This is a genomic window from Bradyrhizobium sp. CCBAU 51753, assembly GCF_015291565.1.
Taxonomy (GTDB): Bacteria; Pseudomonadota; Alphaproteobacteria; order Rhizobiales; family Xanthobacteraceae; genus Bradyrhizobium; species Bradyrhizobium ivorense.
Map to the genome: position 1 here is coordinate 1,996,117 of NZ_CP030037.1, position 23,296 is coordinate 2,019,412.

Genomic DNA, 23,296 nt, shown 5'->3' on the forward strand with positions numbered 1-23,296 from the left:
TTCACACTGTTGGTCGAGAACCCTGAATGCATGGAGCGCTTGGTCATTCTCGGTTTGACCGAGCGTATCACGGTCATTGCGACCTACGGCTGCGGCATAACGTGGTCCTGACTAGCTGTCGAAGGCCGATTGGACCGGATCAAGCTCGCCCGCGTGTCCGGAGCGCCGCCAACCACGATGGCGGAAAGCCGCTGCCGCCGAAACGTGTTTTTGGGAGACCTTGATCTGGCGGGTATCGACATATTTTTGAAGTTGCGCGAGCTAATCCCGCATCTTGGGGTAAGTGCGCTCTATAGTCCGATGTTGATCGCAGTCGCTGACGCCGGGACAAGCCATCCGCATTGCGCGTTAGTGGAGAAGCTGGGTCAGCCTGACATGTACAGCAGCGATCGGGATGTATCCCGCCTTGCTGCCGCATGCCGCCTCCGCGCGGTCGATCAGGAAGCCGTCTCAAATCAAGATATTCTGCAACTGGCGGATCGCGTTCTGGAGTAATTTGATCGTGAAGCGGAGTTCGTCCGAGCACTGCAAAGGGCGGCGCCATCGATTTGGTTGAGGCTGTCGGGGCGCGATCCCGCCTCTGGCGCCAGCTTCGAAATCTTTGGGCGGAGCGGGCGCAGGACGCTCTACTCCCAAGAAACGGCCTGACAGCCTGTTCGAGACGGGGCGACAGAAGCGCGCCGATACATCGTCGGGCGCTATGGTGATCTGTACGTGCGCTGGGCTGGACAGGATTTAAGCCCCGCGACGAACGGACCTACGGCTTGCATCCTGAACGTAGCTACAGAGCATCAGCGTTTCGACCAAGACGCCTTCTCGCTGATGCAGCTCATGATGCCTTGCCGATGAGCTCCTCGTTCATGCCGGCATTCCGTTTGGGGCGAGATCTCCCTGGTTGGGCGTGGAGGAGGGGGGGGCTTGCATAAAAGATGCGGGAAATAGGTTAGAAACGCTGCCAAACTGCATGGAAAAAATAGAATATTTGGCGATCCGCTCGTACAGCGGACACAAAAATATCTTTGCGGAAGTGAAACGACGCGCGAGGGGTGATGAGGAGTTCGACTGTCTCTGCGGTCGAGGTTTGTCCGGAAGCTGTATTGTCGGGCTCCGGCCAAGTCCCGTGCGGTCTTTTGCGGCTATGCAATGTCGGCAAAACGTTCGGGTTCACGCGGGTGCTGCAGGGGGTCGATCTCGATCTCGCGCGCGGTGAGACGATTGCGCTGCTCGGCGAAAACGGTGCGGGCAAGTCTACGCTTTCCAAGATCATATCCGGTGTCATCCGGCCAGACGATGGTGGTGAAATGACCCTGGAAGGCACGTCTGTGGCTTTCCAGGCTCCGCGCGACGCGTTGGCGCATGGGATCGCGCTCATCCCGCAGGAGCTTGCCTATGTGCCGCATCTGTCCATTGCCGATAATGTGATGCTTAACCGCTGGACCGGCAGGCTTGGCGTCGTCACGCATCGTTCGACGCGGCAGGCCGCCGAGCGAGCCGCTGCCGGTATCGGCGTTGATCTTGGTGACGTGTCGCGCCCGATGGTTCGTCTCACTCTTGCCGAGCGGCAAATTGTTGAGATCGTCAAGGCGCTGAGCCGTCAAGCGCGCATCATCGTGCTGGATGAGCCCACGGCAGCGCTCAGCCAGGAGGAGAGCCGCAGGCTCTTCGACGTCGTTGGTCGCCTGAACCGCGATGGCGTCGGGATCATCTACGTTTCGCACCGCATGGACGAAGTGTACGAGTTCAGTCGGCGTGTCGTCGTCTTGCGCAATGGCCGTAAGGTCGCCGATTTGGCTACGGCCGGTACCAGCAAATCGGAGCTGATCCGCCATATGCTCGGTCACGATCAGCACGGAAAGCGGGCCAGGATTGCGTCCGTGACCTCCTCAAAAGCCGCGACGCTCGTCGTCAGCAACTGGTCGCGACGCGGCATCCCCTCTCTTGCCGGGGTGTCATTCACCGTTGCTGCCAACGAAATCGTCTGCCTTTATGGACTGCGGGGTTCTGGCGCCGAGCTTGTGGCGCAAGGGCTTGGCGGGGCGCGAAGCGACATCTCCGGCGCTTTCTCATTGCATGGGCGCGACGGCCCAATTCCCTCCACGCCGATCCAGGCAAGGAAGCTTGGCGTCGGCTATGTCCCTGCCGAACGCAAACGCGAGGGGCTGGTGCTGAAACGAAGTATCCGCGAGAACCTCGTTTCGCTCGTCCTGCCGCATATGTCTCGTTTCGGCGTCGTCCGCGTGGGCTTCGAACGACGGTGGGCGAGTGAGATCGGCAAACGCTTCGACGTACGCTACCGCCGCTTGGATCAGCCGGTCAGCCAGTTGAGCGGCGGCAACCAGCAGAAGATCCTTCTCGCTTCGCGCATGGCAATGGCCCCTTCCTTCCTCGTTCTACAGGAGCCGAGCCGCGGCGTCGACGTCGGGGCGCGCGCGCAGATCCACTCTTTTCTTCGCGACATCGCCCGCACGAAGTGCCCGATGGTCGTCGTCACATCCGATATCGAGGAGGCAGTCGAGCTGAGCGATCGGTTGATCGTGATCCGAGAAGGGCGTGTCGCCGGGGAGCTAAGCGGCGGCGCCAAGACTCAGGCGGCTGCGGCCGCGCTCGCGGCAGGAGGCATTTGACCAGATGAGCCAGGCAGTCATTGAGAGCACCGCGCCGGAATCGGCCGCCGATCCCGCAATACGGCGACAAAGGCTGGTTCGCGTCCTTCTTCAGTTCTTCGGGATGGGCTTCTTCTACCTTCTGATTGTTGTCTCGCTGTCCTTCGCGAGCCCGTTTTTCCTGACCTGGACCAACGCGGCGAACGTGCTCACCAATGTCACGGTATTGGGCATTGTCGCGCTAGGGCAATCGCTCGCGATCATTTCCGGTGGATTCGACCTCTCGGTCGGGGGCGTTCTTCCACTGGGCTCGGTGCTCTTCGCGCTCTTTTCCAATGCTGGCGTGAGCGTGCCCGTCGCCATCGCGCTCGTTATCCTCATCGGGGCCATCGTCGGCTTGATCAATGGCCTCATCATCACCAAGATCAAAATCAGTCCGCTGATCGTCACGCTCGGCACACTGTCGATCACTGCTGGCTTGGCCTATGCGGTGACTGACGGTGTCACCGTGCCACTCACCAATGCCGATGCGGGCGTGCTGGCTGATCCGGCCTTTGCCAACGTTCCCTGGTACGTCGTCAGCTTTGTCGTTCTCGCGCTTGCTAGCTCCTTTCTGCTGAGCGCTACCGTTTACGGACGTATGCTCTATTCGGTCGGCGGCAATCCGGAAGCGAGCCGCCTTGCTGGCATCCGCGTCGATCTCGTGACGATCTCGGTCTACGTGCTCTGCGGATCGCTTGCCGCCTTTGCTGGCGTCGTTGTTTCCAACGAGCTCCTCGCCGGTTCGGCAACCGTCGGATCTGACGCCGCACTGTCCTCCATTACGGCCGTCGTGCTCGGCGGCGCTTCGCTGTCGGGCGGCGTAGGCAATATGGGTGGCACGCTGATCGGTGTCTTGATCCTCGGGACCATGGCGAACGGGCTGGCGCTGCTGCACGTGCCGTCCTTCTACCAACAGATTGTGACCGGAACCATTTTGCTCATCGGAGTCAGTTTCGCCAGGCTGCGTGAAGTGCTCGCACGCGAGGAGGGCTGAGTGGCTGCGGCACTCTCCCCAAAGCAGGCCCAACGGCCGGCTGACAGTTTTTACTAAAGGGAAAAGGGGACATCATGAATTGGAAGAAGGCAACTTCAATTACGACGACTCGACGCACCATCCTCGGTGGCGCTGCGCTTTTGGGCGGCTCCGTTCTCTGCGGATTAAGCCTTCGCTCGGCGCAAGCCAACGATCGCAAATACAAGTTCGCGTTCGCCAATGTCCAGGAGTCCGGCGAGCTCTTCAAGCAGTTCGGCGACGGCTTCAAGGACGCGGCAGAGAAGGTCGGCATCGCACTATCACGTTACAACAACAATAATGATGGCGTTACCGCCCTGAACAATGCCAGGCTGATGATCGAGGAGCAGCCTGACGTCGTTTTCGAATACAATGGCGTCGAAGGCATCGGCAACTCCCTGCGCAAGGTTTTCGAGCGGTCCAAAGTCCCCTATGTCGCCATCAACGTTCCCGTTCCTGGCGGACACTGGTTTAACCTCGTCAACAAGGACATCGGCATCGACGCGGCCAGGGTCGTGGTCGCAGTCGCCAAGGAAAAGGGCTGGACGGCCGACAACACGACGGTGCTGGTCGCGCAGGCGTCCGCTGCCGGTGTGGAGGTGAACGATTGTGTTCGCTACTTCTACATTGCTGCCGCTGAAGAGATGGGGATGCAGAGGGTCGGCCCCGAGGCGATCTCTGCGACGACAACCGTCATTAGCCCGACCGGTATTCAGGTTGATGGAAAGGGCGCGCTCGAAAGCAGCTATTCGGCGGTCAAGAACGTGCTCCAGACCATACCTAAGGACCGCAATCTGCTGCTGTTTGCGGTGAACGATGATTCCGCGATCGCCACATGGCGCGCTGTTGCCGAGTCGGGCCGCGGCGACAAGGCGTTGATCGCCGGTCTCGGCGGCTCAGTCGCCGCGCTCAAGGAGCTTCGCACCAACCCGCAATGGGTCGGTGAAGGCTCGGTATTCAGCACCCATTGGGGGCAATATCTTCTCGCCATGGGCGTCGCGATCGTGAACGGCGCAACTCCGCCCCCGCTGACCAAGGCGCCGCAGATCGTGCTTACGAAGAAGGACGTGGACGCCTACTACAACGCGCTCGGCAAGGTCATCCTGCTACCGCCCCTCGTGCCGGAGAACAAGTATCTGGCAGCGACCGGCATCTTGCAGAAGTTCGGCAACGTCAAAGACCTTTGAGGCCTCGGGCTCGGGCCAACCCGACCCCTTATCTCGCGACCAAGGACCCTATGGCAAGAGCGGATTCTTCCAGCCGTTCCGGCGCGATCGATCTCGCCAGGACCTGGTCCGGCGATGTCGTCTTTGCTGGATGCAACCTCTCGACGGGGAAGATGATCAGCTGGCGAGCGGACAAATCGACCGCGACCGCCAGCTGTATCAAGCTTCAGATCCTGGTCGCGCTGATGAGCGAGGTCGAGAAAGGACGGCAATCGCTTGACCGGCTCATCACTGTCAAGGCCAGCGATCTCGTCGGCGGATCGGGAGTGCTGAAGCACCTTTCGGCCGGGGTGACCATGCCGCTTCGCGATATCGCGACGCTCATGATCATCCTGAGCGATAATTCTGCCACCAATATCATCATCGACCTGGTCGGCCTCGATAGGATCAATCAGGTTATTTCCGAAATGGGATTGAAATCGACCCGCCTTGTCAACCGCATCGATTTCGGAAAGATCGGCAACGATCCGACAAAGTTTGCGGTGAGCACAGCCCGCGATTTCCTTACGACGCTGACCGCGATCGCCGAAGGTCGGCTGATCAGTGCTCGGGCGTCGCGGAGCATGCGCGAAATTATGTCGCGTCAACATTATCTCGATCTCTTGCCGCGCAAGCTGTCCTACGATCCATATGCGGCAGATACGGGCAGGGCGCCAGCTCTCACGGTTGCCGGCAAGACCGGGTTTGTCTCCGGATTTCGAGGCGATGCCGTCATCATCGAGTGGCGCGGCGCAACACTGGTCATGACGGCCTTCGCCAGTGGCGATGATCCATCGTTTCTTCCCGACAACGCAGTGGCGCGCTTCATGGGCGATCTCGGCGAAGCGCTCTTCAACGACCTTACAGCCGCCTGATCCAGGATGACCGATTGCACTGTGCCGAGCACCGGAAGGAGCCGTCCTCGTGATGGCGCGTGCTGAACGAGCATGGGCTGACCGTGGTGGTCGGTCGGCGCGCGCTTTGACATTCAAACCAGCAGACAATAATGCCATTGCCGCGCACCAACCGATGGCGTCCTGCGCCTTCCTGCGTTCAGCCGAAACGCTGCTGACATCTCAGAGCGCGAGGCTCACTTTGTAATTAGTCAGGAAATCCTGCAGGTTGAGAATATGCTGCACCCACCTGACATCGTCCGTGGCGTTGAGTAAGGCGTGTGAGCCGTTGACCGACAGCAGTGGAGCCACCGCCGCGTTGCGATCATTCAGCAGCGCATCGAAGCGACTGCGCAGCATTCTGTAGTAGGCTGAATCTTGGATAGACGGGAACACACTCTTAACTCGTCGTACCACCGACTCCGGCAGCAGGTCCGCAGCCGCTGCCCGCAGCAGGCTTTTCTCGCGCCCGTCGAACGTCTTGTGAGCCCATGGGGCGCCGAATACGTACTCAACGAGGCGGTGGTCGCAGTACGGGACTCGAACCTCGAGGCCTGAAGCCATGCTCAGCCGGTCCTTGCGGTTCAGCAGCCTCGGCAGGAAGCGCGTGAGAAAGAGGTAGCACACTTCGCGCATGCGACGCTCGTGCGGATCGGCCGAGGAGGGGCCAGTCAGGGCAGGAACTTCTCCAAGCGCCCTGCGATATTGCTCATCGAGATAACCAGGCATGTCGAGCTTCGCGGCGAGGCCGCGGTCTAACGACTCTCGGGCGATATCGACGCTCTCGCGCCAGGGAAACGTTTCGGCCTGAACGCACGCGGGATCGTGAAACCATGGATAGCCGCCGAAGAGTTCGTCGGCCGACTCTCCAGACAGCGCCAGTGCCGAGTATTGCCGCACGCCTCGAAACAACAGATAGAGCGAGCTGTCGAGGTCACCCCCTGTAAACGGCAAGTCGTGGGCGTGGAGGGTGCTGGCCAGTACGCCCGCATCCAAGAGCTCGTCTGCGGATAAGGTTATATTTGTGTGATCCGTCCCGACGAACTTTGAGACCTCCTGCACGTAGGGCCCATCGGGTGTGGGACACATCGGGCTCGGGGTAAAGTTATCGGTGTAGCCGACGAAGTCGAGAGCGAAGGATCGCATCCGTTTGTCGCTGAAGCGCGCTGCCATTGCGGTCAACGCCGAGGAATCAAGTCCACCCGACAGAAGCGTGCACAGCGGCACGTCAGCGATAAGCTGCCGCTGGATCGTGTCCTCGAGCAAGTGGCGGACCCGCCGAACCGTCGTCGGCACGTCGTCGATGTGCTCGGCCCCAGTGAGCTGCCAGTATCTCATTTGTTGGATGCCGCCGCGTGACACACGGACGATATGACCCGGCGCAACCTCACGCATGCCGCGGAATGCGGTGATGTCCGGATCGGCAATGGAGCACAGGGTGCGACGAAGCCCGTCGGTGTCCATGACCCGTTCTGCCAGGCGATTGGCCAAGATCGCCTTTGGTTCTGAGCCGAACAGCACGCCGTGCTGGGTTGGGTAATAGTAGAGCGGCTTGATGCCGAGCCGGTCGCGTATGAGAAACAGTTCGCGCCTGGCAACGTCCCACAGAGCGTAGGCGAACATCCCGTTGAGTTCACTCACCGCCGATCGAGGGTCCTGCCGGCCCCACTCGCGGTGGGCATGCAGCACCACCTCCGTGTCACTGCTTGTATCGAACCGATGACCAAGAGAGATGAGCCGTTGCCGCAGCTCGCGGTAATTGTAGGTTTCTCCGGTGTAGACGAGCACCATCGCAGGGCTGCCATCCGCCTCGAGTGTCATCGGCTGGCGACCGCCCGCTATGTCGATGATCGCCAAGCGGCGGTGTCCGAGTGCCGCGGGTCCGTCGATCCAGGTCCCTTCGTCGTCGGGACCGCGGTAGGCCATGGTGGCCGTCATCGCGGCAAGCTCTCGTCGGCCCTCAGGAACGCCAAGGTCGCGATCGAAGTCAATCCGTCCACAGATGCCGCACATGCTTTGGTTCCTTGCTCTATGTTGCTTGCCGCGCAAGTTCGGGGGTGATGGACGATGCCGCATCCGCGAACACGATCTCTCCTTGGCCGCATCGTCGACCTGGGTAAACTCGACGAGTTGCGGCAGTGCGTTCCAGCGACAGGCACCTTGGCGCAGCAGCAGGCGATGAGCGCTGACGTGTTTGGGCGGCCCGCGCGAGCTACTGGAAAGCTCGTGTTCGGAGCCGACAGTAGCTCCTCAGCGACAAAGTTTCTGTGGAGCTCGATCCGTGTCAAAACACGAAGTACTGGCCCGCAGCCGATCACGCCGTATCGCACTGCATTCGCGTTCGCCTTGTGATTTGCTTGTCCTGTAGGCCGCAATATTCCTCGCGGGTCATCTCGTAATATTGCCAGAACCTGTGCTGATACCAGCGGTCGTCGATGTAGCGCAGCCCAAGCTTCTTGGCTGCCCGCTCGGAGCGAACATTGCCGTGCGCGATGACACAGGCAATCTTTTCCTTGGTCGAATTTTGCAAGGCGTGGGTGATGGCAAAGCGTGCGGCCTCCGGCCCCAGGCCTCGTCCAGCCCCGTATTCGGTAAGTGAGAACGCGAGTTCAAGATTATTTGTATCCTCATAGTCGCGCAGGCCGCAGCGGCCCACGAAGACAAGGCCGCCGGGGGTCTTTTCGTAGACCATCCAGTCGCCGAAGCCATTCTTGCGCCAAGCGGCGATAAACCGATCGAGCCACTTGCGAACGTCCTCAGCGCTTTGCGGCACGTCGTTGAACAGCGCCTTGCGGACGAGGGGATCGTTGTGCAGCTTGAACAATTCCGCTTCATGCTCGAGTCCCGGGGAGGCGAGGTGCAAGCGTTCCGTGTCGGATTTGATCATCGGTGTTTCCAACAAGGTTGCCTCATGGCGCAGCGCCGGCATCGCCCCAGCTCGGTTCCAGCGAGCGCCTTGAGCTCATCCGAGGCAAAATGGTGGCATTGCCTATAAATGGTCGCAGCAGTCGCTATGTGCGGCCCAGAAGCCCTGCGCTCGGGATCGGCCAACGTGGGTCGAGGCAAATGGATCAGAGGTGTTCTGTCGCTTCCCATCATTGGTCGGCACCAGCATCGGATCGATGCGGTCGGGGTAGCTGCGAGCCGATGCCGCGTTGCGCAAGCAAATGTAGCCGATGTGTTTGGGCGGATCGTCGCGGATTGGAAAACCAACGATAGCGGCCTGGAAGCCATCTTCGAATGCCCAGCAGGCTGGGAGACACTACGAGAAAATCACCAAAGTCGGCCAGCGGATCGATTACCGCTAAACCGACAGCGGTTTGAGCTGCCGAACTCAACGCGGTCCCGACCGCGAAGAGTTTGGAGCAGAGCAGTCCAGCGGATGTGCGCGACTTGCTCCGACAGAACACAAGGCGGTGGCCAAAACTCAAGAAGATGACAATCTCCGCCGCTGGGTGAACTTCATCTCGATACGGGAGGAACTGGTGTCGATCCTCGAGTGCTGACACATGACGCCTGTCCGAATCGAACGACGCAGCACACCAAAGTGCGCTTGGATCGATATGCCGAATGCACGGAACATTAGCAGCCGCTCAAATGCCCGCACCTATCTGAGCTGAGAGTGGACATGGCGCGATTCGACCCAACGCATCAGGAGAATCGAACGGTTGTTGCCAGAAGAGCTATGCTGGGGCGGCGGTTCTATTGATTGATCGACGAAATACGGCCCTGCCAATCTCAAGCTTTCGAAGGAACTGCGACTCGCTCGACCTGGTTCAATTTCAGGACAACATGGCAACGGGGTCTTTGCTCGCAGCTCGCTTTCGGATTTTAGTGCGAGAGTGCCTGCCCTGATGGGTTGACCGATATGGAGCCTGCTTTCCGGTCCGAAGAATAAGTCCGAGTCTTTACGGCGCTCGGTCCGCTGCAGGTCTCTGCCGAGAGGCCTTCGATTGAAGTTAAGTTCGTCCCATCGCATCCAGTTCGGCCAGGCACTTTTCCAAATTCTGTTTGGTGTCGCTAAGATATTGTTTCGTCGCAGCTATCCGTCGAGGTTCCAGCTTCGCGCGTCCGGAGCTCACAGCAGTCAAGTGCGTGAGCACAGCAATGAGATCGCTAGAGACGTCCTCTAAGACAAATGCGATATTCTCCAAGGGCATCGCCGCAGAAAACAAGGCGCCGGACGCTTCGCCCTCTTCGTTCCTTGGCCCATCAAACTTGATCTCGACGAAAGGTACCAGCACTGCTTCCGCGTCCTTCACCGTCTGTCCCATACACATCAATAGGGATGTGTAAGACGACGAAACATACGTCATGTGGTCGACGACAGCCTGCCCGTACACAACGACCGTGTCATGTTCGTTCGAGGACGCTTGACTGGCGGCCGAAGCTACTCGGTCCTCATTCGACATGATCAAGCTCCTCTGTGAATGAAGTTCTGGTTTTGTGGAGCGCTTCGATGGGAAGATGGCCGCGAGGTGCCTCCGGCTTTTGGGTATAGGTTCTGACTTGAAGCCCTCGATACGGTTGCTTTTGCTTTGCTTTCATAACGCGAGGGGGGAAGCGCGGTGAGTCGCCTGCTGCAGGAGCGATGCGCTTCAAGCTGCTTTGCCAAGCCGGAATGCTTTTGCCGCGGCTCGGTACGAGATCTCTTTCTGCAGCCACGGCAAAGATCGCGTCGACAAGCTCAGGGGTAATCTCGCGATGAGCTTCGATTGGCCTGGCTATCCTGACCGGAGCTTTCTCTTGCCCAAGTGAACGTTCCGACCTGGCGAGAGCATTAGCTCCTTCTCGCGTAATACCGAAATGGGCTTGCTTGCCGTGACTGGTTCGTTCGACCAAGCGCGCGTTCCCCATCATATGCAGAACGCGACTAAGATTTGCCGGCTGAAGCTTTAGCTTTCGGGCAATAGTTGCCTTTTCGACCGGCCGCGGACCAAGTCGCCGGAGCAATCCAAGGATCGCCACGACGTGCTGGCGTCTTAATACCTCGCTTGGATCGACCACTCTGGATACCGCTATGGACATATCCAACAGATCATAAAAGGCACGGAGCCGCTCAACATACGGAGTGTCCCTCACGGCGGGCGACACACTGGCTCGCCGAAAGATGTCGAACCACTCGCAGAGTTCTTGGTCTCGTCGGCCGCTTTCAAGTGCTTTCCACAACCAGGCTGCCAACGTCGAATACAACTGACGAAGACTTCTCTCCGAGCCCTCCTTGAGGAGCGCAGCAACGGCACTTCGCGCCTCCTGCGCGGTGGCCTCGCCGGTTTCAATCCTTTCGAGCTCGAGATCCGACATGATGAGCCCTCCATACTTCATCTCAGTTAATAACGCTTTACAACGCTTTACTCTGATTTCGTCGTTGGAATCTAGGGCTTCAAGTGGGCCACAGGTACGATTTCCATGGGACCATTTGCCCTAGATCCGCGACGGAAACCCCGTTTGGCTCCTTGAGAAGAGGTAATATTGTACCTATTCGTCTATCGTTGGACTTCGTGGACGTCGTTTGCTGGACAACGAAGCATCGGGTTCCGAATTTCACTTCCACTCGGGATGCTGTCGTCTGGTGGCCTTGCATCGTCCGATCATTGCCCATCGAAGGGATAAGCACGATATCGAGATCGAGTTCGGTGAATGGATTTGAAACCACATCACAGAAGTCCAGGCAGATCGCAAAACCAATCAGTGCGGCTTCGCTCGCCAATATCGAAATCGTGTCGCCTGGTTCGATGTTCTCAATGCCCCAATCATCGTCGGCATAGGGCTGGATCTTGTCGTACACTAATCGCTCGACACCGTACCCATCATAAATGTGCGCGCGATTTACGACGCGATCCTTTTCAGTCTCCTCGTGCCAGCTACCCGTAACCACAACCTCGGGTCCCTCGCGGCCGTCCACCATGTCTCGAGCATTCAGGGTCTCCTGAATTTCACGCCGGATAGCCGGCGGCACTGTCAGTTCTGGCCAGACAAGAGCAATGCAATCAGCATTCAACGCATCTTCAATCTGCGATTTGACGCTTGCCGAAGCGGAAGGGCAGTCCGCGCTCAAAACCACGAAGTGCTTCTCCTGCCCCTCATCGTCGACGATATCGGGATTTAGCTTAAGGCCCTCGAACAAGCACGCGCCCATTTTCCAGGTCTGATGATCGGATGCCGAGCGGTGATGAGTGCGGCTGGGAACAACATTCACGCGAAAGCGATCGATCTTCGTTGGAATGATTCGGTGGAATCTGAGCCCGCGCTTTTCATAGGCTTGGTTGCGCGAGGGGGGCCGTGTGGCGCTGAGGCCCATTCTTGGAATGACGAACCATAGGTCGTCGACCAGCCACTCGCCGGGCTCAGTCCAGCACTTGTTTTCTCTTTGAACAAGAGTCCAGTCCACCGCTCGTATAAGTCCGCCGAGGACTTCTGCGATTTTCTCCGGACTGTCCGGAACGGACCAGGCGAGCGATCCGTCGGTCAGGCGATTTGCAAAATCGTCGTAGGCGCGAACGATTCGTCGCTCCGACATGGAACGATAGGCCTTTTGTATCGACGTCGGTGCTTCCAGGAAAAGCGCGTTCAGCTCAACGAGGGTCGATCGGAGCGTGACCCGATCGAGCGTCGTTACTGCACTGTGCTTGGCGGCGAGGAGTTGCGCACCAACCTTCCATTGCGCTGGGTCGTTATTGCCGCCTCCAGATAGAGCCAAGTTCCGCAGCCCCATAACGAAAAGCACACTACTAGCCGAGTCGAATATCGCGTGCAATCAGCGAGACTTGGTCCCTTTACCTTGGAAGCCGCCTTGAGCGCATCGCCACGAGGAGACTTAGCTCGGAATGAATCCCATTTGGCAATGGCAATCCTGAACGAGCACGGCGTAAGAGCGCCAGACAGCGTATCGACCCAGCTAAACGCAGTATTTCAGCGTTGCACCGTCGCGCCTTGGGAGAATTCGGCTTCAGGAAGGCGATAAAAGCAGGCAAAAACAGGTTGCGGGAAAGAAGGCTATGACAGAAGACGGACGGCATGCGTGTGCAGGAAATGAGGAGAAGCTGTCGAACGGTATGCTCGAATTTGATCGGGAGCAGTATCTCGATGGCCGTGCGTCCGACCCCGGCAGGCTTTGCTGGATGCAGGGCGCTCCGCCCCCTGCGGACAAGAGCATCACGTTCGAGAGCGATGCCTTCCTCCAATTCCCAAAAATACGTTGGTCACTGTCACACATGCGCGAGCTGGCGGCCACGCTCAATGTTTGGCGCGGACCCGGTGAGCCGTCGCATCTGGAGCGCCACGATCGGACGGTCGAGATCGATGCTTTGACGTTCATCGACATGATGGAGCGCCCGCGCCGCTTCGATGAGGCGCTCATCGACACCTACACTGACGGCATCCTGGTGCTGCACCGTGGACGCATAGTATATGAACGGTACTTTGGCGCACTCGCGTCCCACCTGCCGCATGCGTGCAACTCGGTCACGAAATCGTACGCAGGCACCCTCACGGCGACCCTCGTCGCCGAAGGCGTGCTCGATGACTCAAAGACAATCCCGCACTACCTGCCTGAACTGCGCGGCACCGCTTGGGATGATGCCACGCTGCGTCAGGTGATGGACATGCAAACGGGCCTCCTCTACACGGAGCTCTATGCCGAGCCGACCTCGGATGTCTGGGACTATGCGCGGGCCGCCGGATGGCGCCCGCGCAACGAGCGGAGCTCGAAGACCTCTGCCGATTACCTGAGATCAATCAAGAAGGCCGGCATTCACGGCGAGACATTTTCGTATAAGAGCGTGAACACCGAAGTCATGGCTTGGGTAGCGGCGCGCGTGACGGGCCGTTCATTCGTGCAGCTGCTCAGCGAGCTCCTCTGGGCGCCGCTTGGCTGCGAGCAGGACGGTTACGTCATCGTCGATTCCGTCGGCATGCCAATGGCTGGCGCGGGATTGTCGGCAACACTGCGCGACCTGGCACGTTTCGGCGAATTGATGCGGCGCGAAGGACAGTGGAATGGAAAGCAGCTGATCCCTGCGTGCGTCGTACACGACTTGCAGAAAGACGCCCCCCTCAAATTTCCCCTGATGGGACTCAACTATTCCTATCGCAGCCAATGGTGGGTGACGCACAACGAATTGGATGCCATAGAAGCCCGGGGCATCCATGGTCAGCGTCTTTATATTGCGCCGAAGGCGGAGATGGTGATCGCGCGCTTCGCCTCGCACCCGATGGCATCGGCCGCGTTCAGCGATCCGATCACGATGCCCCAGATGTTCGCATTAGGCCAGATGCTGTCTCGCTAGTGCCGACAACGAGCAGTTGATCCTGCTCGTACCATCTCGGCCCAAAGGCGCGCAGTCGCCAGATAGCATCGCGTGCGATTTGATGGCGGACAGTTCTTGCGGGGCCTAAGGAAGCCAAAGTCAAAGCACAGGATTGCTGGCTGAGGGTGTGGGATATGCGGATGCCTCGAGACCTGCACGATCTTGTCACCAGACGCCCGTGCAAGGCATCGATCGACGAGACCTGACACTCGCATCAATCCTCGGACGGCTTTTCAATTGGAACGGCAAAGCCCGCTTTGACACGGTCCATGATGACCATAGTCTTGAAGCCTTTGATGTCCGGGTTCTCATAGAAGAATCGCCGAGTGAACTGCTCATACTCTTCCATGGTGCGCGCCGTAACGTATAAGACGAAGTCGGCGTCGCCAGTAACGTAGAATCCATTAACGACCTCAGCGGACGATTTGATCGCCTTCTTGAATCTGTCGATGATATCCGAACGCTCCCGCTCGAGGTTCACGAGCACGAGCATCTGAATGGGCCTTCCGACCGCCTTCGCCGAAATGATGGAGACGTCGGCCTCGATAATGCCTTCCGAGCGCAGCCTCTTTAGTCGCCGCTGACATGCGGTGGGGGAAAGCCCCGCCATTTCGCCGATCACCTCAGACGTTAAACGGTTGTTTTTTTGCACGATCTCCAGGATCCGGGCGTCTATTCGATCGTACCGCATGGTCGTCTCCGCCGTCAGGTGAATTGCACCGCAAAGTGCCTGTGCGATGCAGGAAATCCTCCGAGCGGCATGAAATGCGCCGCAAAAGTCGGTTGTGACACCAGTATCCTGAATACAAAGGAAATATCAACAAAATCACCGCATTGGACGTCGAATGCCTCTCCAAACTGCTCGCCACAACAGCCCTCATTTCACAGGCCTTGCTATCCGGCACTTAGAAAGTCTGCCTCGGCGCGATTTTGTAGCGGGAGCCGCGCTGATTGATGGTCGCTGGATCGCCGGCGAGCAAAGAGACCCGGTGGTCGATCCAGCTACTGGCGAGCCGATCGCGGAGGCGGCTCGTTGCTCCGAGGCGGATATGAATCAGGCGATCGCTGCCGCCGAGCGATCGTTTGCTGCCTGGCGGGAGTTGCTGCCAGCAAGTCGGGGCGCCATCATCAGATCTTGGGCATCATTGATGCTCGAGCATTTGCAAGAACTCGCCATCCTGGTGACGAGCGAGCAGGGCAAGCCGCTAGCCGAAGCGCGCCAGGAAATTGCGTACGGTGCCGGATTTCTCGAGTGGTTCGCTGCAGAGGGGGAGCGTGCATACGGCGAGACAATCCCGAGCCACAAGCCTCGAAGTTTACTTCAGGTGCGAATGCAGCCGATTGGCGTCGCGGCGGCGATCACGCCGTGGAATTTCCCTATCGCCATGATTACCCGCAAGGCGGGTTGCGCGCTTGCGGCCGGTTGTCCGATCATCGTGAAGCCGGCCCCCGAGACGCCGCTCTGCGCTCTCGCCCTGGCCAGGTTGGCCGAAGAGGCCGGGGTCCCACGCGGCGTATTTCAAGTCCTCACTGGTCATCCGATCGAGCTGTCAGCGCCGCTTTTGCGCGATGCAAGAATCCGCGCCCTTTCATTCACCGGCTCCACCGAAGTCGGCCGTCTCCTTCTTGAGGGAGCGGCCGACACGATCAAGAAGGTATCGCTGGAACTGGGAGGGCATGCACCCTTCATCATCTTTGATGACGTTGATCTTGAGAAAGCCGTCAAGGGGGCGCTAGCCGCGAAATTTGCCACCTCGGGTCAGGACTGCTTGGCTGCTAATCGCATCTATGTTCAAGGCGGCATCTATAAGGCCTTCGTTGAGGCGTTTGCGGCGGCGATTGCCGAGCTCAAGGTCGGTCACGGCTTGGAGCCTGAGGTCGACATCGGGCCAATGACCAAATTGACGGTCGCCGATAAATGCAGGACTCAAATCGATGATGCCTTGAACAAGGGCGCTCGGGTTTTTTCCGCGCATCGAGGCGCCGGTCTTGGTCCAAACTTCGTTCCTCCGACGCTGCTCAGTGATGTCACCGAAGGCATGCTGATTGCGCGTGAGGAAACCTTTGGACCCGTAGCTGCCGTGCTTTCGTTCGATTCTGAAGAAGAGGTCGTTGCCCGAGCCAACGCCAATGAGATGGGACTGGCCGGGTACGTCTACACGGACAGTCTACGTCGCGCGCTCCGCCTTTCGGAGCAAATCGAGTGCGGCATGCTCGGCATCAATACAGCCTCGTTCACCGGGCCGCCGATTCCGTTCGGCGGCTGGAAACAGTCGGGGTTAGGTCGTGAGGGCTCGCGACACGGTTTAGCAGAATATATGGAACTCAAATACGTCTGCTTCGGCGATTTGGAAGCTTAGGAGAGTGGGAATGCTTAATATCAAAACCATCGCCGAACGAGACCGTTCAACGGTTCTTCATCCATTCACGCAGCTCAAGGAGTTTGCCCAAGGTAAAATCGGTGATCCGACGATCGTCACGGGTGGCCAAGGCATTCGCATCCAAGACGCCGAAGGCCGCAGCTATATCGATGGGTTTGCTGGGCTCTACTGCGTCAACATTGGCTATGGTCGGACCGAGGTGGCTGAGGCCATCGCGCGGCAGGCCTACAAGCTCGCATACTACCATACATATGCCGCCCATACGACCGAAGAGCTGGCGATGCTATCTGATCGTCTGGTCCGAATGGCGCCGGGCAAGCCGAGCAAAGTGTTCTTCGGACTGTCCGGATCGGATGCCAATGAAACGCAGGCCAAGCTCGTCTGGTATTATAACAATCTCCGCGGACAGCCCAATAAGAAGAAAATCATCTCGCGTGAGCGAGGTTATCATGGCTGCTCAGTCATTTCCGGTTCGATGACCGGCATGTCTTTCTATCATGATCATATGGACCTTCCCTTTCGCGGGATCCTGCACACGGGCACGCCGCATTACTATTGGGGCGCCGAGCCGGGCGAGACGGAGGAGGCGTTCTCGCGCCGGCGTGCAGCCGAACTTGAACAGCTGATCCTGCGAGAGGGACCGGAAACGGTCGGCGCCTTCATTGCTGAACCTGTGCTCGGAACGGGGGGGATTACGCCGCCGCCTAACGGCTACTGGCGCGAAATTCAAGCTGTGCTCAGGCGCTACGACGTCCTTCTGATCGCTGATGAGGTGATTTGCGGATTCGGCCGAACGGGTGCGGATTTCGGCTGCACACTTTATGAGATCGAGCCGGACCTGGTGACAGTCGCCAAAGGCCTGACGTCCGGCTACATGCCGCTTTCTGGAGCCATTGTTGGCGAAAAGGTTTACGCCGTCATGGAGGAGGCGGCGGATCGGGTCGGGGCGTTTTCGCATGGATACACCTATTCGGGCCATCCGATCGCGGCCGCTGCTGCAAATGCGGTCCTGGATATTGTTCAAAAGGAACACCTAAGCGACCGCGCCAAAACCGTCGGTGCACACTTCCAAAGGCGGCTGAAGGAACGATTTGCTCAGTTGGAGATCGTCGGCGAGGTGAGAGGTGTGGGTCTGCTTGGCGCGGTCGAGTTCGTTGCCGATCGTCAAACCAAGCGCCGATTTGATCCGCAGCTCAAGGTGGGCGCCCGCATCTCGAAAGCTGCGCGGGATCGGGGTCTTATTGCCCGGTCAATGCCGCATGGAGACATTTTGGGTTTTGCCCCACCTCTTGTGATCTCCGAAGCGGAGATCGATGAGATGATCGAACTCGCGTACGCGGCGACTAAGCACGTGATCGACGAAATTGCGGGACAGTCGACCGTCGCCTGAAGCGAATTCAAACGTCGCGCTGCGATTGCAGCACGCGCCCGCGAGATCGCATGCCCCGACAGATCGGCCGAGCGCTGGAGAACAGCTGCGCGCCAAGCGCGCAGCCGGCCGAGGACGAAGTCCGTTCAGAGCGTCGCCCGCGACAGCTGTGCATAGGTCGCAAGCTTTGACTCCGACCTACTTGTGCCAAGCGGAGACTGCATCTCGCACGCCGGCTCATTGAAGCGCCGGCCTAAGCTATGCGGGCAAGGCTGCTCAACCTCCATTGTGATCCAGCGTCAGAATGAAGATCGATCGCGCAGGCGCACAAAAGCTGCGCACCCTGTCAATTGTGCGCAGAATTTAAGAGTTCCAACGGCCGAGATCGACGAAGCTCGACTTCGGTAACTTAGTAAGGTTTTCGTCAGACATCGAGGGGGGCCTCGAAGTCGTCCCGTCCAAGCACCATCCCTCGCGCGGATCTAGCGGCGAAGGATCTTTGATGGACGGGACCCATGTTTCCAACATGTTTCAAGCTTGGAGGTTCATCGATGAAACTGACGACGAGTCTTGTCCTGTGTTCTGCGACACTGTTCATGGGCGCTGGCGCGCAGGCCGCCGATCTACCCGTGAAGGCCAAAGCGATCGAGTACGTGAAAGCATGCTCTCTTCACGGGCCGGGCTTCTACTACATTCCGGGCACCGATACTTGCATCAAGCTCGGTGGTTATCTGCGTGTGCAAGTGGGGTTGGCTACAAACAGCGTCTATGACGCGGCCAACAGCGGGGTAGGTGGTGCGCAAAATCGCCTGCGGAATTACTACAGCACTGCCTCGCGTGAAGATCTGTCGATCGACACGCGCACCCAGACAGAGTACGGCGTGGTGCGCACGTTCTTCGATGGCGTATTCAACTGGAATTCAGGTGGCTATTCGGGGGGCGGTACGACTGCCTCTAATGGTTCGACCGCATACAGTGGAGCGGCCGTCGCTGGTGGTACGCTCGGTGTCTACTACGCCTTTATCCAGTTTGGCGGGTTCACCTTTGGTAAGGCGCAGTCGCAATTCTCAACTCCTTGGGCGAACTATCCGGGCAACAATTTTGACGGTCTGCCGGGCGGCGGCGGCTGGGATCCTGTCAATCAATTCACCTATACTGCAGACTTCGGTCAAGGCGTCAGCGTCTCGTTCTCGGCTCAGGATCAAGTTCAGCACGACACTAGCAACATTTGGAACGTGAGCGCCGCCACGGCCGCAGGTCTGGCGACCGGTGCATATGGTGGAAATGACATCGCCGGCACCGCATCGCCCGATTTTGTTGCTATGCTTCGCGTTGATCAGGCTTGGGGCCTGTTCCAGGCGGCGGTTGCCGCGCACAACAATCACGCCGCCTATTACGGCGCCGACGAAACGACGGGCCATCCGGCCGACAAGTGGGGTTGGGCCGGTCAGCTGGCCTTGTCGATCAAGAACATTCCCACAGGTCCGGGTGATACAATCAACTTAACGGGCGCTTATACGAAAGGCGCGAGCCGTTACAATTTCCAGGACTATATGTCGGCGACCTACGCAATGTACGGCGGCACGGGGATCGCAGGCGCGTATCAGAGCGTTGGACTTGGTGGTCTTTCTGACTCTGTGTTCGTCGCGGGCTCCGGCCAGGAATTGACCACGACCTACGGCTTCCGCGGCGGCTACACCCACAATTGGGATCCGCGCTGGGCCACCAGCGTCTATGGCGCGTGGGCGGCTGTGCGATATAACAACACGGCCAAGAGCTATATTTGCGGCGCGTTCGTCGCAGCGCTTGCGCTGTCAAGCGGCGCCGCCGGCTGCAACCCTGATTTCAACTACGCAGTTGTCGGTTTGGTGACTGGCTGGACTCCGGTCAAGAACCTGACGTTCTCCGCAGACTTGGCTTACACCATGCTCGACCAGAAGTATGCGAGCGGAAGCACGGTGGCGCTGCCAGTGCAGTCAATAATCGCCAAGCCAGGTGCTACTTATGAACTGAAGGACCAGAACAGCCTTACGCTTCTGCTGCGCGCACAGCGCAACTGGTGAGGTTTTAAGTCACCTGACGGAAAGGAGAAAACGGAACGGCTCGATTGACCAAGTCTGACCTCCAAGAAGGCCTCCGGCATGCCCGCCGGAGGCCTTTTAGAATTCAGTTTTAGTACGCGATGACTTGAAATCCACTTGCACGCCCGCCGTCTGAAAGCGGTGCGGATGCCGCCGCAAATGGTTCTCGGACACGGGTCTCAATATGGAACGTCAGTTAGTCATGGAACGTCAGTTAGTCTCGCTGAAGTAAGGTGTTTGGCGCCTGACTGCGTCGTTGGCAGAGCCCGCTTTGAAAAGCGCAGGATCGTGATCGGCAGGCGAAGTGTAGCGACAGGTGGCAAAGGGGGCGAAACTCTCGAACAGATTGATGCGGGCGGCGCTGACGCACGGGCTTGCTCAAACTCATCGCGCGATACGGCTAAAGACTAGGACTTCGGCTTACGTTGCGCGGATTGGCGGAAAGGACGGGCAAGGGAATAACTGTATGATCTGCTTCAAGACCACGGCCATTTTGATGGAAGCGTGGGCCGGCTGACGGGGGCGGTTGGGCGCGCCGCGATTGCGAACATTGATTGCGACAAGAAGTAGACGCCAAGCTTGATGAACTTAGCTATAAAGAGTCCGCCTGTGGAGGAGCCTATGAGCGAAGAGCCAAAGAACGTTCGTCATCCGGACCTGCGGGACGGTCACTATGATATCGTCGGTTCGATAGCAACAAACGTTGCTGATGGCTTCACCATGGTGGCGGTTGGCGACCTCATTGTAACGCGCGCGCTTACCAAAAGACGGGATCCCGATTTCGCCGCGCTCGTTGCGATCCTTCGTGACGCTGATGTGACGTTTGGCAATATGGAAACCAGCATCATTGACATTCGCAGCTTCAAGGGAAGTCCGCAGGCTGAGTACGGCGGTGCGTACCACATCAGCCTGCCGGAGCTCGGCCCTGATTTGAGGGAAATGGGATTCAACATCGTGGCTCGTGCGAACAACCATTCGCTTGACTGGGGTGTTGAGGGCATGCGCGAAACCAGCCAAGCGCTCGATCAGAACGGGATCGTCCATGCCGGCGTTGGTGAGAATCTCGCGCAAGCCAGTGCTAGTCGCTTTCTTGAGACGGCTCGGGGCCGCGTGGCGTTGGTGTCGACGGCCTCGACATTCACGCCGCTTTCGCGAGCTTGCGATGCTGCCGGCGAGGCGCCAGGCAGGCCGGGACTCAATAGCCTTCGTTTGGCGCGCAGCATCGTGGTTCCATCAGAAATGCTCGATAGCTTGAGGCGGGTCCGCAACGCGCTGCCGGGCTTCTGGCACGGCTGTGACAATTCAGGTCCGGTCGTGCTTGCCGGAACGACATACAAGGCGGGCGATAAACCCGGTTACAGCTATCAAGCCGACTCGGGTGACGTCACTGGCATTCTTCGAAATGTACGCCAGGGTAAGCAGTTTGCCGACTTTTGCATCATCACCAACCACGGCCACGAGCCGGGAAATTGGAGCCAGGAGCCGGCTGACTACGAACAGGCTTTTGCGCATAGGCTAATCGATGCCGGCGCCGACGCATATGTTGGCCATGGACCGCACCAATTGCGAGGCATCGAGATCTACAAGGGACGGCCGATCTTATATAGCCTCGGAAACTTCATCATGGATGATCTTAGGACCCCAATAGGAGCGGACATGTTTGCCGCTCAGGGCAAGGATCCAAGCCGCGATACGGATGCGGAAGTGACAGCAGCCGAAATGGGAGGAGGATACGAATCAGATCCGGGATTTTCAGATCCCGTGTTCTATGAGAGCGTTGTCACCATCAGTCGATTTGAGCAGAACCACCTCGCCGAGTTGCGGCTTATCCCGATCGAGCTTGGTCACGGCAACAGACTTGCGAACCGGGGTGTCCCGCGCCTTGCCTCTGCTCACCGAGCAAAGGTCATTCTGGAGCGGTTACAGATGCTTTCGCAGCCATTTGGGACGCAGATCGTCATCGAGAACGAAGTTGGGATTATCAAGCTACCGCCCGATTCGTCGCGATGACACCACTTGGTGACAGCACTGTGTGGTTTGATCAGAGCGAGCTCCATCTCAATGGCATGCTCCAATATCAGCTAACCGTTCGAACGTGCGGCGATAGTCATGTTGATTCAGCGGATGTTGCGCGAGAATGCCGCAATCTACCCAAGCCTTGATCGGGCCATACCCTTCCGGTCTTGGAGACGTCTAGTTAGGTGGGACACTCCATTTTGGCCAGGGAGAACTATGGCGCTTTAAGCCGACTTATGGAGGCGCTTGGATATCAGGGGGACCTGCGAAGCGAGGGGACGGGAGTCTTCGCACTCCTGTTGCGGGAAGCAGGTTTGCAACCATCTCTCACTAGACGTCGGACGCCACAGCGTGCGCAATCCATGGCTATCCTCAGGTCGTCGGATCCTAGTCAGCTTCTGGAAGAAGGCCCGCGCTCGGCCTCTCGGTTTGCGGAAGAACACCGCTGAAGGTGAGCTTGATGGAGACATTTGAGCCTTTTGAACACTCGCTCCAATCTCAGGAACTTAGCTTTGAAATGAGACGCCATGCTCCAACCGCAGCGAGCCGCACCGAGTAAGCTGCGCGGCACCTCGGCACGGAGCGCTTGCTCTTGTTTCCAACGACATGCTGATATGTTGCTCGGGACCGAGGACAGCCGAGCCAGACGCGACGTTTCATGGACCGACGACTGATCAGCGATCTCTTCACAAGGCGGACTGAGCCTTGCGAACCGAGATCTCGCTGGACAGCGGACGTCACAGCCTCCGGAATGCATTGGGTCCATGGCTGATCACAGGCTTCCTGAGGCGCGTCAGCTTCTCGATGGCTGAGCGTTGCTACATTGAGAGGGCTTGTAGCAAACATTAATCTACCATCGATCAGCTGTTTCGCAACCCAGTCCATAATTTGTGATGGTGGCGCTACTCGTAGCGACTTCGTCAGCTTGTTGTCAGCTCCGACAGCTAAAGCGTCGGGCTATCATGGATGGGTGCGGGCATCAGGCTTCGCACGGAAAAACACGCGGCGAGCGTTGACACCAGGTGAGGACGGCTATGCTGATCGCCGCCTATCGAACCAGCTTCTGGGCAAGCGAGGCCGCTCGGCCGCCAGCCGGCGAAACGAGCGGTTGATTGAGTGTTGCATCGCACTTCCTTGAAAATCGAGCCTGTCGTCCAAGCGGTGGGTATTGCGTGTGCCTCGACGGTTGTGGCGCTCCAGCTGCAGCATCATTGCAGAACACGTCCACGAATCGGCCCGGGATCTGATGGGCGATCGCTCTCACAGTGGGGCCTCACGCCTGACCGGTTCGCCTCGGCCGGCTGAGTAACGGTTCAGCCTGGTGCCTTCTATAATTTGCTCAACAACGCGCATCGCGGTGCAGGCTCGCGCCAACTGCCGGTGCT

16 protein-coding genes are annotated in these 23,296 nt (G+C 58.6%); 10 read left to right on the top strand and 6 right to left on the bottom strand.

The features are described 5' to 3' along the window. Positions 1–129: 129 nt before the first annotated feature. The 5 genes from XH93_RS09200 to XH93_RS09220 all read left to right on the top strand — a co-directional run bounded on the left by XH93_RS09200 (position 130) and on the right by XH93_RS09220 (position 5,737). Positions 130–495: a hypothetical protein gene (locus tag XH93_RS09200; RefSeq protein ID WP_194473237.1), complete on the top strand. Its 366-nt coding sequence runs from the start codon at positions 130–132 to the stop codon at positions 493–495. Between the two features lie 602 nt (positions 496–1,097). Next, complete coding sequence (locus tag XH93_RS09205) at positions 1,098–2,624, top strand: sugar ABC transporter ATP-binding protein (RefSeq protein WP_194473238.1); 1,527 nt, start codon at positions 1,098–1,100, stop codon at positions 2,622–2,624. A gap of 4 nt (positions 2,625–2,628) precedes the next feature. Continuing rightward, on the top strand, positions 2,629–3,639 hold the full coding sequence (locus XH93_RS09210) for an ABC transporter permease (RefSeq protein ID WP_194473239.1): 1,011 nt from the start codon (positions 2,629–2,631) through the stop codon (positions 3,637–3,639). A gap of 74 nt (positions 3,640–3,713) precedes the next feature. Next, on the top strand, positions 3,714–4,844 hold the full coding sequence (locus tag XH93_RS09215) for a sugar ABC transporter substrate-binding protein (protein WP_194473240.1): 1,131 nt from the start codon (positions 3,714–3,716) through the stop codon (positions 4,842–4,844). 50 nt (positions 4,845–4,894) lie between these two features. Next, positions 4,895–5,737 (top strand): serine hydrolase, encoded by an 843-nt coding sequence (locus tag XH93_RS09220; protein WP_194473241.1) that lies wholly within the window; start codon positions 4,895–4,897, stop codon positions 5,735–5,737. Positions 5,738–5,938: 201 nt separating this feature from the next. Here the strand turns inward: XH93_RS09220 and asnB are convergent, their stop codons facing one another. From asnB to XH93_RS09245, 5 genes are all read right to left on the bottom strand, one after another. After that, the gene (gene asnB / locus XH93_RS09225) at positions 5,939–7,768 is read right to left on the bottom strand and encodes an asparagine synthase (glutamine-hydrolyzing) (RefSeq protein ID WP_194473242.1); all 1,830 of its coding nucleotides are present in this window, start codon (positions 7,766–7,768) and stop codon (positions 5,939–5,941) included. A 301-nt stretch (positions 7,769–8,069) separates the two neighbouring features. Beyond that, positions 8,070–8,684 carry a GNAT family N-acetyltransferase gene (locus XH93_RS09230; RefSeq protein ID WP_194473243.1) on the bottom strand — a complete coding sequence of 205 codons (615 nt, stop codon included), beginning with the start codon at positions 8,682–8,684 and terminating at the stop codon, positions 8,070–8,072. Between the two features lie 1,030 nt (positions 8,685–9,714). Further along, on the bottom strand, positions 9,715–10,167 hold the full coding sequence (locus tag XH93_RS09235) for a hypothetical protein (RefSeq protein WP_194473244.1): 453 nt from the start codon (positions 10,165–10,167) through the stop codon (positions 9,715–9,717). Next, the gene (locus tag XH93_RS09240; protein WP_194473245.1) at positions 10,157–11,059 is read right to left on the bottom strand and encodes a hypothetical protein; all 903 of its coding nucleotides are present in this window, start codon (positions 11,057–11,059) and stop codon (positions 10,157–10,159) included. The genes XH93_RS09235 and XH93_RS09240 overlap by 11 nt, the downstream gene beginning before the upstream one ends. 79 nt (positions 11,060–11,138) lie before the next feature. Next, entirely contained in the window at positions 11,139–12,455 is a 1,317-nt protein-coding gene (locus XH93_RS09245; RefSeq protein WP_194473246.1) for a hypothetical protein, read from the bottom strand. Between the two features lie 298 nt (positions 12,456–12,753). Between XH93_RS09245 and XH93_RS09250 the strand changes: the two genes are divergently transcribed. Further along, a complete protein-coding gene (locus XH93_RS09250) occupies positions 12,754–14,043 on the top strand; it encodes a serine hydrolase (RefSeq protein ID WP_194473247.1) in 1,290 nt (429 codons plus the stop codon). Between the two features lie 235 nt (positions 14,044–14,278). Here XH93_RS09250 and XH93_RS09255 read toward each other — a convergent pair whose 3' ends face one another. After that, positions 14,279–14,755 (bottom strand): Lrp/AsnC family transcriptional regulator, encoded by a 477-nt coding sequence (locus tag XH93_RS09255; protein WP_194473248.1) that lies wholly within the window; start codon positions 14,753–14,755, stop codon positions 14,279–14,281. Positions 14,756–14,909: 154 nt separating this feature from the next. On the opposite strand from XH93_RS09255, the gene XH93_RS09260 reads away from it, so the two are divergent. The 4 genes from XH93_RS09260 (at position 14,910) to XH93_RS09275 (ending at position 21,905) form a co-directional block, all read left to right on the top strand. Then, positions 14,910–16,424: an NAD-dependent succinate-semialdehyde dehydrogenase gene (locus XH93_RS09260; RefSeq protein ID WP_194473249.1), complete on the top strand. Its 1,515-nt coding sequence runs from the start codon at positions 14,910–14,912 to the stop codon at positions 16,422–16,424. Positions 16,425–16,434: 10 nt separating this feature from the next. Further along, entirely contained in the window at positions 16,435–17,835 is a 1,401-nt protein-coding gene (locus XH93_RS09265; protein WP_194473250.1) for an aminotransferase, read from the top strand. Positions 17,836–18,365: 530 nt separating this feature from the next. After that, positions 18,366–19,877: a porin gene (locus XH93_RS09270; protein WP_194473251.1), complete on the top strand. Its 1,512-nt coding sequence runs from the start codon at positions 18,366–18,368 to the stop codon at positions 19,875–19,877. A gap of 639 nt (positions 19,878–20,516) precedes the next feature. Continuing rightward, positions 20,517–21,905 (top strand): CapA family protein, encoded by a 1,389-nt coding sequence (locus tag XH93_RS09275; protein ID WP_194473252.1) that lies wholly within the window; start codon positions 20,517–20,519, stop codon positions 21,903–21,905. Positions 21,906–23,296: the final 1,391 nt, after the last annotated feature.

Excerpts from the sequence above, each read along its gene's own strand:
- XH93_RS09255 (WP_194473248.1), bottom strand. The coding sequence starts at position 14,755 with ATGCGGTACGATCGAATAGACGCCCGGATCCTGGAGATCGTGCAAAAA.
- XH93_RS09210 (WP_194473239.1), top strand. The coding sequence starts at position 2,629 with ATGAGCCAGGCAGTCATTGAGAGCACCGCGCCGGAATCGGCCGCCGAT.
- XH93_RS09220 (WP_194473241.1), top strand. The coding sequence starts at position 4,895 with ATGGCAAGAGCGGATTCTTCCAGCCGTTCCGGCGCGATCGATCTCGCC.
- XH93_RS09230 (WP_194473243.1), bottom strand. The coding sequence starts at position 8,684 with ATGCCGGCGCTGCGCCATGAGGCAACCTTGTTGGAAACACCGATGATC.
- asnB (WP_194473242.1), bottom strand. The coding sequence starts at position 7,768 with ATGTGCGGCATCTGTGGACGGATTGACTTCGATCGCGACCTTGGCGTT.
- XH93_RS09260 (WP_194473249.1), top strand. The coding sequence starts at position 14,910 with ATGCCTCTCCAAACTGCTCGCCACAACAGCCCTCATTTCACAGGCCTT.
- XH93_RS09265 (WP_194473250.1), top strand. The coding sequence starts at position 16,435 with ATGCTTAATATCAAAACCATCGCCGAACGAGACCGTTCAACGGTTCTT.
- XH93_RS09270 (WP_194473251.1), top strand. The coding sequence starts at position 18,366 with ATGAAACTGACGACGAGTCTTGTCCTGTGTTCTGCGACACTGTTCATG.
- XH93_RS09275 (WP_194473252.1), top strand. The coding sequence starts at position 20,517 with ATGAGCGAAGAGCCAAAGAACGTTCGTCATCCGGACCTGCGGGACGGT.
- XH93_RS09215 (WP_194473240.1), top strand. The coding sequence starts at position 3,714 with ATGAATTGGAAGAAGGCAACTTCAATTACGACGACTCGACGCACCATC.
- XH93_RS09235 (WP_194473244.1), bottom strand. The coding sequence starts at position 10,167 with ATGTCGAATGAGGACCGAGTAGCTTCGGCCGCCAGTCAAGCGTCCTCG.
- XH93_RS09250 (WP_194473247.1), top strand. The coding sequence starts at position 12,754 with ATGACAGAAGACGGACGGCATGCGTGTGCAGGAAATGAGGAGAAGCTG.
- XH93_RS09240 (WP_194473245.1), bottom strand. The coding sequence starts at position 11,059 with ATGTCGGATCTCGAGCTCGAAAGGATTGAAACCGGCGAGGCCACCGCG.